Origin of the sequence: Hymenobacter convexus (genome assembly GCF_030580955.1) — a bacterium.
Lineage (GTDB): Bacteria > Bacteroidota > Bacteroidia > Cytophagales > Hymenobacteraceae > Hymenobacter.
This window is the reverse complement of the sequence record NZ_JAUQON010000008.1, coordinates 78,248-91,348: the sequence shown is the minus strand read 5'-3', so window position 1 is coordinate 91,348 and position 13,101 is coordinate 78,248. Positions and strand designations below refer to the sequence as shown.

Annotated in this window: 11 protein-coding genes; 4 read left to right on the top strand and 7 right to left on the bottom strand. The window is 59.2% G+C overall.

All coding sequences use genetic code 11. The annotated features are described in order from the left end of the window. Window positions 1-44: 44 nt before the first annotated feature. A complete protein-coding gene (locus Q4S41_RS17200) occupies window positions 45-272 on the bottom strand; it encodes a UPF0175 family protein (protein WP_305032366.1) in 228 nt (75 codons plus the stop codon). 512 nt (window positions 273-784) lie between these two features. Here Q4S41_RS17200 and Q4S41_RS17195 point away from each other — a divergent pair. From Q4S41_RS17195 to Q4S41_RS17185, 3 genes are all read left to right on the top strand, one after another. Next, entirely contained in the window at window positions 785-1,870 is a 1,086-nt protein-coding gene (locus Q4S41_RS17195) for an efflux RND transporter periplasmic adaptor subunit (RefSeq protein WP_305012924.1), read from the top strand. Window positions 1,871-2,013: 143 nt separating this feature from the next. Further along, the gene (locus Q4S41_RS17190) at window positions 2,014-5,205 is read left to right on the top strand and encodes an efflux RND transporter permease subunit (RefSeq protein ID WP_305032365.1); all 3,192 of its coding nucleotides are present in this window, start codon (window positions 2,014-2,016) and stop codon (window positions 5,203-5,205) included. Next, window positions 5,198-6,655 (top strand): TolC family protein, encoded by a 1,458-nt coding sequence (locus tag Q4S41_RS17185; protein ID WP_305032364.1) that lies wholly within the window; start codon window positions 5,198-5,200, stop codon window positions 6,653-6,655. The genes Q4S41_RS17190 and Q4S41_RS17185 overlap by 8 nt, the downstream gene beginning before the upstream one ends. 117 nt (window positions 6,656-6,772) lie before the next feature. On the opposite strand, the gene Q4S41_RS17180 is transcribed toward Q4S41_RS17185, so the two are convergent. The 6 genes from Q4S41_RS17180 to Q4S41_RS17155 all read right to left on the bottom strand — a co-directional run bounded on the left by Q4S41_RS17180 (window position 6,773) and on the right by Q4S41_RS17155 (window position 11,708). Beyond that, window positions 6,773-7,381, bottom strand: a complete 609-nt coding sequence (locus tag Q4S41_RS17180; RefSeq protein WP_305032363.1) for a hypothetical protein — start codon at window positions 7,379-7,381, stop codon at window positions 6,773-6,775. Between the two features lie 153 nt (window positions 7,382-7,534). After that, window positions 7,535-8,017, bottom strand: coding sequence for a GNAT family N-acetyltransferase (locus Q4S41_RS17175; RefSeq protein ID WP_305032362.1), 483 nt, complete (start codon window positions 8,015-8,017; stop codon window positions 7,535-7,537). A 148-nt stretch (window positions 8,018-8,165) separates the two neighbouring features. After that, window positions 8,166-9,047: an SDR family oxidoreductase gene (locus tag Q4S41_RS17170; protein ID WP_305032361.1), complete on the bottom strand. Its 882-nt coding sequence runs from the start codon at window positions 9,045-9,047 to the stop codon at window positions 8,166-8,168. Window positions 9,048-9,263: 216 nt separating this feature from the next. Next, complete coding sequence (locus Q4S41_RS17165) at window positions 9,264-10,184, bottom strand: helix-turn-helix domain-containing protein (RefSeq protein WP_305032360.1); 921 nt, start codon at window positions 10,182-10,184, stop codon at window positions 9,264-9,266. Between the two features lie 171 nt (window positions 10,185-10,355). Further along, complete coding sequence (locus Q4S41_RS17160) at window positions 10,356-11,237, bottom strand: NAD(P)H-binding protein (RefSeq protein WP_305032359.1); 882 nt, start codon at window positions 11,235-11,237, stop codon at window positions 10,356-10,358. 162 nt (window positions 11,238-11,399) lie between these two features. Beyond that, the gene (locus Q4S41_RS17155; RefSeq protein WP_305032358.1) at window positions 11,400-11,708 is read right to left on the bottom strand and encodes a helix-turn-helix domain-containing protein; all 309 of its coding nucleotides are present in this window, start codon (window positions 11,706-11,708) and stop codon (window positions 11,400-11,402) included. Between the two features lie 182 nt (window positions 11,709-11,890). Here Q4S41_RS17155 and Q4S41_RS17150 point away from each other — a divergent pair, with 182 nt between their 5' ends. Then, complete coding sequence (locus Q4S41_RS17150) at window positions 11,891-13,069, top strand: XdhC family protein (protein WP_305032357.1); 1,179 nt, start codon at window positions 11,891-11,893, stop codon at window positions 13,067-13,069. Window positions 13,070-13,101 lie beyond the last annotated feature (32 nt).

Genomic DNA, 13,101 nt, shown 5'->3' with positions numbered 1-13,101 from the left:
ATCAGGCTTTGTTGCTGAAGCAGCTGGTATCCGAAATAACGGTTCTAGGCATTCGCTATGTCACTGGCTAAATCAGATGCCGGCGAATTGAATATCGACACGTCATAACTGCCTAGTAGTTCGGCAAAAGCCCGTTTCGTCAAACCCGCTACTTCTGCTGCCTGGCCCAGTGAGAGCTTGCCTTGCTCATACAGGCGAGTTGAGACAATCATTGCGATGTCCCGATTGTCCAAATCAAGCGCATCCGGTATGCTAAGGGTTAAAGTCTTCATAGTTCGATGGTGAAAGCAGTAGCCTGTCTGCTTATCGTCATGGCTTGGGGGATGAATTAAAGGTAACAAGGAAGGCTTCACATTCCTCACCAACCCGCCCCGCTCCCAGGCCCAAAAGTGCCTCTGGACGCGGCAGATGCGGGCCGGAAAATAAAAATTCATCTTCATAAACCTTCATTTCCGCTTCATGCCATCGGGGGGAAGTTTGTATTGTCACCCCATGACCCAGGCCGCGCGGCCTCGCCCTTCCCACCCTGCGATGCGCGCTTTTGGCTTGGTTTGGCCCCGGCAGGTTGCTGATGGCCAAGGACGTTCTGCTAGTTGAGCGGCGCCTTTCGTGAAGTATGAATAACCCCCAAACCGGTTAGTCCGGCCCTACCCATCTGCCGGCCGCGCCCAGCGTCGCGGGCTTCCCCCACTGCATTCTGGGTTTGGCCGGCCGCTGGGTGTTTCCCGCCGCATTACCGCTTTCTATGCAATACCCCCCGCTTGTCACGTTACCCCAGGTTCTTATGAAAAGAGTATTCATGCTGCTGAGTTGCGGCGTTTTGTGCTACACCACCGGCTGCAAGGAAGAGAAAAAACAAGTCGAAGAGCAGATTAGACTGGTGGCCACCAGCCCCTTGCAGAAGGACACCACCATCACGAAGGAGTACGTGGCCCAGATTCACTCCTTCCAGCGCATCGAGCTGCGGGCGTTGGAGAAGGGCTACCTGGAGAAGATTTTCGTGGACGAGGGCCAGAAGGTAGCGCAGGGCCAGACCATGTTCCAGATTAAGCCCACTGTGTACCAGGCCGAACTGAAGAAGTCGCAGGCCGAGGCACACTACGTGCAGATGGAATACCAGAACACCAAGAACCTGGCCGACAAGAACATCGTGTCGAAGAGCGAGTTGGCGCTGTCGCAGGCTAAGTACGACAAGGCTAACGCCGACGTGTCGCTGGCCCAGGCCCACCTGCAATTCACGACAGTGAAGGCCCCGTTCACCGGCATCATGGACCACTTCCAGGGCCGGCTGGGCAGCCTCGTGGACGAGGGCGACTTGCTGACGACGCTGTCGGACAATAGCAAAATGTGGGTGTACTACAACGTGCCCGAGGCCGAGTACCTGGCCTATAAGGAGCACGCCAAGTCGAACGACAAGGCCGCGCACGTGAAGCTGCGCATGGCCAACAACGAGGTATTCGACCAGACCGGCATCGTGCAAACCATTGAGGCTGATTTCAATAACGAAACCGGCAACATTGCCTTCCGCGCCACCTTCCCCAACCCCGACGGGCTGCTGCGCAACGGCGAAACCGGCAGCGTGCTCATGACCGTGCCGCTGAAACACGCCCTCATCATCCCGCAGAAAGCCACCTTCGAAATCCTCGAAAAGAAGTACGTTTTCGTGGTGGATAAGAACAACGTAGTGCATCAGCGCGAAGTCGGCATCGCCTCCGAAATGCCTGACCTGTACATCATTGGTTCCGGCATCACGCCCAACGACCGTATCCTCCTGGAAGGCCTGCGCAAGGTGAAAGACGGCGACAAGGTGACCTACGACTACAAGGCGCCGCAGGGGGTTCTCTCGAATTTGAAGGTGACGGCCGAGTAAGCGTTAGGGCGCCGCCCGGCGGGGTGTAGCGTGGACTCTGCGAGTCCGCGCCCGGGCGAACATCCCGCCATGCGCGGACTCGCAGAGTCCACGCTACAGGTGCCCGGCATCTCTACCAATAATATCCACACAGCCAGAAGAATATGTTTAGTAAATTCATTCGCAGGCCCGTATTTGCCATTGTTATTTCGGTGTCCATTCTGCTCATGGGCGGGCTGGCCATCATGCAGCTGCCCACGTCGCAGTTTCCGGAGATTTCGCCGCCGCTCGTGATGGTGAGCGCCTCCTACCCTGGCGCTAGCGCTAAAGTGCTGACCGAGTCGGTGCTGATTCCGCTGGAGCAGGCGGTGAACGGGGTGCCGGGCATGAAGTACATGACCTCCGACGCCGTATCGGCCGGTGAGGCCAACATTCAGATTGTCTTCAACCTGGGCACCAACCCCGACCAAGCGGTGGTGAACGTGAACACCCGCATTGCGCAGGTGCTCAACCGCCTGCCGCTGATTGTGCAGCGCGAGGGCGTGATTGTGAACCGCGTGGTGCCGAACATGCTGATGTACGTGAACTTGTACTCGAAAGACAAGAACACGGACATGAAGTACCTATTCAACTTCGCCGGCGTGAACATGATACCCGAGCTGCAGCGCCTCGGCGGCATTGGCCGGGCCAGCATTCTGGGGAGCCGGCAGTACGCCATGCGCGTGTGGCTGAAGCCCGACCGCATGCGGGCCTACAACATCTCGGTGGACGACGTGATGAAGGCGCTGGATGAGCAAAGCGTGATTGGTTCGCCGGGCCGGATTGGCCGCGCCGATGGCAAGAATGCGCAGTCGCTGGAATACGTGCTGAGCTACCAGGGCCGCTTCAACGACGTGGAACAGTATAAGAACGTGATTCTGAGGGCCAACCCGAACGGGGAAAGCCTGCACCTGAAGGACGTGGCCAACGTGGAGCTGGGCTCGGAATACTATGACATCTACTCCAACCTGAACCAGTACCCTTCGGCCGCTATCGTATTGAAGCAGACCTACGGCTCGAACGCTTCGGATGTTATTAAAGAAGTGAAGGCCAAGCTGGAAGAGCTGAAAAAGAGCAGCTTCCCGCCCGGCATGGACTACAAAATCACCTACGACGTGTCGAACTTCCTCGACGCCTCGATTGAGAACGTGATTCACACCCTGCGCGATGCCTTTATTCTGGTGGCGCTGGTGGTGTTCATCTTCCTCGGCGACTGGCGCTCGACGCTGATTCCGGCGCTGGCCGTGCCGGTGTCGCTGGTGGGCTCGTTCATTGCGATGCAGGCGTTTGGCCTCACCATCAACATGATTACGCTCTTCGCGCTGGTGCTTTCGATTGGTATTGTGGTAGATAACGCCATTGTGGTGATTGAGGCGGTGCACGCCAAGATGGACGAGCAGCACCTATCGCCTTATAATGCAGTCCGACAAGTGGTTGGGGAAATCAGCGGCGCTATTATTGGTATCACCATCATGATGACGGCCGTGTTCATTCCGGTGTCGTTCATGAGCGGCCCGGTAGGCATTTTCTACCGCCAGTTCTCCATTACCATGGCCACGGCCATCGTGATTTCGGGCCTCGTGGCCCTGACGTTGACGCCGGTGCTTTGCGCCATGATTCTGAAAAACCACCACGGCCAACCCAAGAAGCAAACGCCTCTGCAGCGCTTCTTCGACTGGTTCAACCGCGGCTTTGAGAAGCTGACCAATGCGTATGTGGGTTTGCTGCAGCGCATTGTGGCCAACCGCATTGTGACGTTCGTGATGCTGGTGGCCTTCGGGCTGGGCATCTGGGCCATCTCGGCGGGGCTGCCGGCCGGCTTTATTCCGAGCGAAGACCAGGGCCTGATTTACGCCATTGTGCAGACGCCGCCCGGCACCACGCTGGAGCAAACCAACGCCGTATCGAAGCGCCTGCGCGACCTGGCCAAGGACGTGCCCGGCATCGCCAACATCTCGACGCTGGCCGGCTACGAAGTACTGACCGAAGGCCGCGGCTCGAACGCCGGTACTTGCTTGATTGACTTGAAGCCGTGGTCGGAGCGCAAGGAATCCATTGCCGAGATTGTGGAGGCGCTGGAGAAGAAAGCCCACGAGATTCCCGGCGCGACCATCGAATTCTTCGAGCCGCCGGCAGTGCCGGGTTACGGCGCAGCCGGTGGTTTCCAGCTGCAAATGCTCGACAAAACCAGCACCGGCGACTACAAGGCCCTGGAACGGGTGAACAACGAGTTCATCGCCAAGCTGAAAAAGCGCAAGGAGCTGGCGGGCGTGTTCACCTTCTTCTCGGCCAATTACCCGCAGTACGAACTTAAGATTGACAACGAGCTGGCCATGCAAAAGGGCGTGAGCATCGGCAACGCCATGAACACGCTGAGCATTCTGGTGGGCTCGACCTACGAGCTGGGCTTCATCAAGTACCAGCGCTTCTTTAAGGTGTTCGTGCAGGCCTCGCCGGAGTATCGCAAGCTGCCCGAAGACATCCTGAACATGTGGGCCAAGAACGACAAGGGCGAGATGGTGCCGTTTTCGGCCTTCATGAAAATCGTGAAGAGCCAGGGCGCCAACGAAATCAACCGCTACAACATGTACCCCACCGGCTCCATCCGGGGCGGCGCGGCGCCGGGCTACAGCTCGGGCGAAGCCATCAAAGCGGTGCAGGAAGTGGCCGAAACCCTGCCCCACGGCTACGGCATCGACTGGGGCGGCTTGTCGAAAGACGAAGTGAGCCGCGGCAACGAGTCGACCGTGATTTTCCTCATCGTGCTGGTGTTCGTGTACCTAGTGCTGGCCGCGCAGTATGAAAGCTTCCTGCTGCCGCTGGCCGTTATTCTCTCGCTGGTAGCAGGGGTGTTTGGCTCGTTCCTGTTCATCAAGATGTTTGGCCTGGCCAACGACATCTACGCCCAGGTGGGTCTGGTAATGCTCGTGGGTCTGCTAGGTAAAAACGCGGTACTGATTGTGGAATTCGCGGCCCTGAAACACGAAGAAGGCATGAGCGTCCGCGACGCGGCTATCGAAGGTGCGAAGACTCGATTCCGCCCGATTCTGATGACCTCGTTCGCCTTCATCGCCGGCCTGATTCCGCTGGTGGTGGCCACCGGCGCCGGTGCCATCGGCAACCGCACCATCGGTAGCTCGGCGCTGGGCGGCATGCTGTTCGGTACCGTGTTCGGGGTAATCATCATCCCCGGCTTGTACTACTTCTTCGGCACCCTGGCCGGCAACAGCAAACTGATTCGCGACGAAAATGAGTCGCCCATCCTGGAAGGCGTAGAGCCCCGCGTGACACTAGAAGAAATGGAGCCTTATGCTTAAGAAACGAATTTATCAAGTCCTCGGCGCGGCCGGCCTGGCCCTCGCCGTGGGTGCCTGCAAAACGCCCGAGCTGGTCGTAAAAAACGAAAACCGCAACGTGCCGGGCAGCTATTCGACCGCTGCCCCGGCCACGTCGGCCGGCACGCTCGACAGCACCAACTCCGGCCGCGTGCAGTGGAAGCAGTTTTTCACCGACCCTAACCTGCAGGAACTGATTGCAACTGCCCTGCAAAACAACCAGGAGCTGAACATCACGCTCCAGGAGATTGAGATTGCCAAGAATGAAATCCGCGCCCGCCAGGGCGAGTACCTGCCCTTCGTGAGCCTCGGCGCCCGCGCCGACGTGGAGAAAGTGGGCCGCTACACCCTGCAAGGCGCCACCGAGGAGCAGGTCCAGATTAAGGAAGACCGCCGCACGCCCGACCCGCTCACCAATTTCCAGCTGGGCGCGTTTGCCACCTGGGAGGTCGATATCTGGCACAAGCTGCGCAATGCAAAGAAGGCGGCGGCCATCCGCTACCTGGCCACCGTGGAGGGCAAAAACTTCATGGTGACCAACCTGATTGCCGAAATTGCCAACTCCTACTACGAGCTGCTGGCCTACGACAACCAGCTGGCCATCGTGCAGCAGAACATCGGCATCCAGAGCAACGCCCTGGAGCTGGTGCGGCTGCAGAAGGAGTCGGCCCGCGCCACCGAACTGGCCGTGAAACGCTTCGAGGCCCAGGTAGAGCATACCCGCGCCCTGCAGTTCAAGCTGCAGCAAAGCATCGTCGAAACCGAGAACAAGCTGAACTACCTGGCCGGCCGCTACCCGCAGACGGTGACGCGCAGCACGCAGTCGTTCAACGAATTGGCGCCGCTGGCCAGCCAGGTGGGCTCGCCTGCACAGCTGCTCAACAACCGCCCCGACATCCGGCAGGCCGAGCAGCAGCTGGCCGCCGCCAAGGTCGACGTGCAGGTGGCCCGGGCCAACTTCTATCCCTCGCTGGGCCTGACCGGCGGCGTCGGGCTGGCGGCCTTCACGCCCGGCCTGCTGGTGAGCACGCCCCAGTCGATGCTCTACGCGCTGGGCGCCGACCTGGCCGGCCCGCTCTTCAACCGCAACGGCATCAAAGCGGCCTACTACACCGCCAACGCCGCCCAGACGCAGGCTGTGTACCAGTATGAGAAAACGGTGCTGAACGCCTACATCGAGGTATCGAACCAAGTGGCCAACATCAGCAACCTGGCCAAGAGCTATGACGCGAAAGCCAAGGAAGTGGCTGCCCTCAACCAGTCGGTGGACATTTCCAACAGCCTCTTCCGTTACGCCCGCGCCGACTACACGGAAGTCCTCTTCACCCAGCGCGACGCTTTGGAGTCGAAGTTCGACCTCATCGAAACCCGCATGCAGCAGCTCAACGCCTCGGTGAACGTGTACCGCGCCCTGGGCGGCGGCTGGCAGTAACCGGGCACCGCGAGTAGCTAAAGCAGCTTAGGCCGCAAAAAAAACGCCCCGCAACTGGTTGGTTGTGGGGCGTTTCTTTTGCAGGCCTTGAGAAACATTTGATTTATGTAGCATGAATTACCATAAATGAAATTGCTCCAGCCTAAAATTTACAGCTACATCCAAAGCACTTGGTCTTGATTCAGTCGACGAACTAACATCTGCCCCTGCTAATATAAGAACAGTAAAAATTCTCCTGATTTGCTCTAACAAAATGCCATTAGCTACATCTGCCTTTGGATTATCAATCATTTGTCTTGAATCCAAAATTGCTCTATGCAGGCAATTATTACCATAAGAATCTATTGCATTGGGATTGGCTTTTTTATCCAGCATTAATTGAAGCAGTGAAAATGCATTATCAAATTTAGCTGTGTCCTTTTGAACGGTATATGAATTAAAAATCGTCGCTCTGATGCTATCATGCAAAACCGGAGCAGTCCACTCATTGATATTTGATGTTTCTATAAAATCAATATCTGCACCCTGGTCAATTAAGAATTGAGCAATATCAAAATTACCCGTCTTGAATGCTACTTGAAGCCCTGATTGCCCATCATCTTTTTTAGGAGGCGCGAAGTTCGTAGCTGATAAGTACTCTCTGTTATCAGACACTAGTTCAACAACTTTCTGAATGTCCCTACTTCTTATAGCGTTAAAAAAAGTCTTTATATCTTTCTTCTTCATAATAGGTGGGCAAGCATTCAAATTGGTTGATTCTGTCGCTTGAGTAGTTGCTTTACGACGTTTAGCTGTTCCGAGAAGTGCCCCTGCCGCGAACCGCAGCGATGGCCGAATAAATGAGCCCTGATAAGATTGTCAGTGAATCAGCGTCGCCTGTTAGTCCGACAGTTTGTAAACATACTCTTCAACCTCCACCTGCCGCGCATTGGCAAAACCCTTATCCGTTCCGGTTTTTTCAAACCCGCACTTCTCCAAAACCTTTTGGGAGCCGTGGTTGTCAAAGGCGGCACGGCCGTAGATGGGGCGGGCTGGTTCGAGTTGCAGAAAGGCTTGCAGGGCAGTGGTAGCTATTCCGTGCCCCCAATACTTTCTATCAATCCAATAGGTGATTTCAGCGTCGCCGTGCATCAGGAATTTTGCGATGCTGCCCACAATTTCATTGTCGGCTTTTATGGTCCGCATGTGGATGGTCGGGTCTGCTAAGTGCTTGGCGTATTTTTCGAGATAGGCTGCTTTGTCGCTGGGGTCTTTCGGGGTGAACGCGGCCAAACGAATGGCTTCTTCGTCTGTCTGAAACAGAAACAGCGTGTCTAAATCGTCGCTTACGGTTTCAGTTAAGGTGATATTGCGGGCTGTCATTGTGCGGGAATCGTTGCTATTGGCAGCGTCAAGCTACCCAATATTGGCTGAATAACCGCTGTTGCGAATCAGAAAACGACAAAGGCCTACTCCCAGACAGAAACGCCCCGCAACCAAACAGTTGCGGGGCGTTTCGGCTGCTACCAACTTACTTCTCAAAATAATCCCCCTGCTCCAGGTCGGCCAGCAGGCCGGGATGGGTGGGGTGCCAGCCCAGCCACTGCTGGGTGAGGGCACTGGACGCCGACAGGTCCAGCCCGGCGAAGCGCGCCATCCAGCCGAAATGGTCGGCGGCTTCCTCGGGCGTTTTCGATACGACGGGCAGGTTCAGGTGCCGGCCGATGACGGCGGCTAGGTCGCGCATGGCAATACCTTCGTCGGCCACGCCGTGGTAGTTGGTGCCGGCAGTGCCCTGCTCCAGCACCAGCCGATAGAGGCGCGCGGCGTCGAGGCGGTGCACGGCGGGCCAGCGGCTGCGGCCGTCGCCGATGTAGGCCGCTTCGCCTTTTTGGCGGGCCGTTTCGATGAGCACCGGCACGAAGCCGTGGTCGCCGCGGTCGTGCACGGAAGCGGCCAGGCGCACCACCATGGCGCGCACGCCCTGCGCGGCCAACTGCATGGCCGCTGCTTCCGACTGGCGCGGCGAGGCGGCGGGGTTGTCATCCTCAGTGGCGGGGCGGCCCAGGTTGAAGCCCGCCAGCCCGGACGTGACGATGAGCGGACGGTCGGAGCCCGCCAGGGATTCGCCGAGGGCCTCGATGGCCTGGCGGTCGGTCTGGCCCGCGGCGGCGTATTGCGAAAAGTCGTGGTTGTAGGCCGTGTGGATGACGCCATCGGCTCCGGCCGCGCCGCGCCGCAGGCTGTCGAGGTCGTCGAGTGAGCCGCGGTGCACCTCTGCGCTGACAGCAGCAAGCGCCCGGGCCGACGCTTCGGAGCGGGCGAGGCCGAGCACCTGATGGCCCGCGCCGAGTAATTCCTGAACAATGGCGGAGCCGACAAAGCCCGACGCGCCGGTTACGAAAACACGCATGTGAATGTCCTTTAAAAGTGGGGATTGATTACGCCACAAAGGACCGGCGCGTGAATAATGGCGGCACTGCGCAGGATAAACAATTTGCTGAATAATTCAAACAATTGCTGCGTTCAGCCCAAACGGTGTAGAGACGCATACTTGCGTTTCGTCGGCTGCGCCGTTCGAGCGTCGTTCAATTCCGTAGTTCAACGACGAGACGCAAGTATGCATCCCCTACCCCCGAAAATCCCCCGGCGTCAGGCCCGTCTGCCGCTTGAAAAAGTTGCAGAAGTGCGCCACATCGGCAAAGCTCAGGCTGTCGGCGATTTCGGAAACAGTCCAACTCGTTTGCTTCAGCAAGATTTTGGCCTCCTGCCCTACCCGGCTGCTAATGAGGGCGGTGGTGGTTTGGCCGGTGGTGTCCTTGAGCACGCGGTTGAGGTGGTTGACGTGCACGGCCAGGTGGGCGGCGTAGTCGGTGGCGGTGCGCAGGCGCAGGCGCTGCTGCGGCGACTCGAGGGGAAACTGCCGCTCCAGCAGGTCGGCAAACTGGGCAGTCAGGCGGGCCGAGGCGTTTTGCGTGGGTGCCGCTGCCGGGGCCGGCTGCAGCTTCTGCACGTAGTACACCATCTCCAGCAGGTAGGCGCGCAACAGGTCGTATTTATAGGCGAAGTCGGAGGCAATTTCCTGCTCCATCTTCTGGAAAATAGCTTCTATTGCAGCGAATTCCGGGTCGGCTATCCGCACAATCGGGTAAGCGCCGGGCTGGTAGAATGGTAGCTCTTCCAGCGCCGTGCGGCCCTTTGTGGGCTGCAGAAACTCCTCGGTGAAGATGCAGAAATGGCCGGTTTGGTTCTGGTCGTGCGGCAGCCAACGGTACGGCACCCGCGAGGAGGCAAACCACAGCGCCCCGCCCGTCACTTCCGCCACCTGGTCGGCAAACTCGATGCGGCTGCGGCCCCGAATCAGGCTGATTTTATAGAAGGCGCGCCGGTCGAAAGTCATGGGCGGCCGGTCGCGGTTGGCCAGCATCAGGTCCGCTACATTGAACACGTTGAAGTGGCCGACTTCGCGGGGCCGCTCCGGCAGCAAAAGCGCCTCGGCTGCTTCGGGGGATAGTTTGGTATAGAGTTCGGAAAGCGGGCGGGACGACATTGCGGAGAGCTGTACAAATCAAAGGTAACTTCCTCCGCAGTATATCCATTACCAGAACGTCATGCTGAGCGCAGCCGAAGCATCTTTACCGCAATAATAGAATTGATTAGTTGTGCGGTAGAGATGCTTCGGCTGCGCTCAGCATGACGTTCTTGTTTGCTCACCTACTCCCTAAAAATTCGCCGCGAATTCCCGGGCAAAATCCTCCAGTTTCACCTGACCCAATGCCGGCCGGTGCTGCCAGTAGTCCTCGCCCAACCGGCCGCTATTGATGCTGGCATAGATGTCCACCACTTCATCGGCCCTGTTTGCGGGCACCCCGTGGCTGGTCATGTTTTCCCGCATTTGCGCATCCGTGAAAGCGACCCATTTCAGGCCGGGCTTGCCAATAGCGGCCCCAATGGCCTGAGCCACTTCATCGGCAGTCCGCTCGTCGCTGGCTACGTAGCGCACGTTCTGGCCGGCGGCAGTGGCTGGTTTGGTAAGCTCTTCGGCCGCCGCCACCGCAATATCGCGCGGATGAACGAAGGAGACGGTGATGTCGCCCGCGTAATTGGCGCCCATCATGCCCGCGCCATTTATCATCCCGACGGAGGTATAAAAATTGGTGTAAAATGACGTGGGGCGCAGGTGAGTGAGCTCAATACCCGGCACTTCGCGCAGAAGGACTTCGACGTCATGCGTGCCAAGAATGCCGCCGGTGCCCTCGGCCAGGTGCGCGCCCCAGCTGCTAAGCTGCACCACGCGCCGCACGCCCGCTTGCTGAACAGCCTGGGCATAGTTGCGGCCAATTTGCTGGTGGTAGGTCCGCGAATCAGCCACGGCGAAGTGGGGCGGCACCATGAGGTACACGGCATCGGCCCCCGTGAAAGTGGCGGCGAGAAATCCCGCATCGTCTACCGAGCCAATGGCAGCGGTAGCGCCCAACGCTTCGATTTCCGCCTGCTTGTCTGGCTTGGTGCTGATGACCGTGACGGCGTGGCCCTGCTGCACCAGCGCGGTGGCCAGCGGTTTGCTGATGTTCCCGAGGGAACCGGTGAGGATGATTTTCATATGGCAAAGCTCCGGCCGGCCCCCTCAGCGATAAAGGGCCAAACGGCGGGAAGTTTGGGCCAAAAGGCGGAAAGTGAGGTGAAGAAGAACAGAACGGTCATGCTCATCTGGCGTCTGCGCAGCCGAAGTATGACCACCATTACGGAGTGTTGCTTAAACGCCTTACAGCCGCTGCCGATAAATAGCCGGGGCCACGCCAACGCTTTTCCGGAAAAACCGGCCAAATGTAGATTGGTCGGCGAAATGCAGCGTATCGGCAATCTGGCCGATGGTAAGGGCCGGGTTTTGGAGCAGCACGTGGGCCTCCAGCAACACGGCTTCGGCCAGCCACTCCACGGAGCGCTTGCCGGTAGATTCAGCAACGGTTTCGGTGAGGCACTTGAGTCTGACACATAGCTTGCTGGCATAAAATCCCAGGTACGATGGCCCGGAATCTGGCCCCGGAAAAAACACCGGCGCCGGCTTTTCCATCGTTTCGGCGAGAGTGCTTATTCTTAGTTGATGGAAGAGAATGGTGGCAGTTATGAAACGGACTTACGATGTGCGATGCTAGCCAACAGCGCGCTTCTGAATCCAAACCGCGCAGCCGGCCCGGTAGTTACATAACCTCGCCCCGCCACCCGGCGTACTTCCCCCGCCCACTACATCCCCCCATGACTGAACTGCAACGCCTGCTCCTGGCCTATGACCGCCACCGTGCCGAAGCCCGCCCCTGTGCCCTGGCCACCGTGGTGGAAGTGTTGGGTTCGGCCTACCGCCGCCCCGGCGCCCGCATGCTCGTGACCGAAGACGGGGAGTTGACCGGCGCCATCAGCGGGGGCTGCCTGGAGGGCGATGCGCGCCAGCGGGCCCGGCAGGCCATTTTCCGGGGCCAACCGGCGCTGGTCACCTACGACACCCGCGACGAGGACGACCCCCGCCACGGCCTCGGCCCCGGCTGCCAGGGCGTGGTCCGCATCCTGCTGGAGCCCCTAGACTTTGCCGCCCCCGACAACCCCGTGGAACTGCTGCGCGGCTTCGCCCGGCACCCCGAGCCGGCCGTGCTGGCCACGGTGTTCGAAACCGATGCTTCGGGCCTGAAAGCGGCCGTCGGGCAGCGCTTGTTGCTTTCGGCAGCCGGTGGTTTTCGGGGCACTCCCCTCCTGGCCGCGCCCTTGGCTAAAGCCGCCAAAATCGTGCTCGACCAAGGCCAATCGCAGATTCTGGACGTGGAAACCGATGCCGGGCCGGTGCGGGCGCTGCTGGAGGTGCTGCGGCCGCCGCTGCGCCTAGTGGTGTACGGCGCCGGCAACGATGCGCAGCCGCTGGTGCACCTGGCCGCCTCGCTCGGCTGGCACATCACCGTGGTCGATGGCCGGCCCAACCTGGCCACCGCTGCCCGGTTTCCGGAGGCGGCCGATGTGCGCATTGTGCCCGTGCGCGAGTTGGAAACCCGGACGCCGGATGCCGGCGCCTACCACGTGCTGCTCAGTCACAATTACGCTTACGACCTGGCGGCGCTGCAAATACTACTCCCCACGGCCGTGCCCTACATCGGCCTGCTGGGGCCGCGCGCCAAGGCTGGGCGCCTGTTGAGCGAAGAGGAGTTGAATTTGTCCGAAGCTGAAATTCCGGGCATTATGCAAAACCGCCTGCACAGCCCCATCGGCCTGGGCTTAGGCGGCGAAACACCAGAGGAAATCGCGCTGGCGATTATCGCCGAAATTCAGGCAGTAAAGAACAAGCGGCAGCCGCAGCACCTGCGCGACACGAAGGCTGCTATTCACAATGATTCGCCAAAGGCAGGCCCGCAAACAGCCGTCGAGGTCTTGCCAGCCGCGGAGGCGGCCTGAGCCGCCGGCAGCACCCTATCGCAGCACTCGTT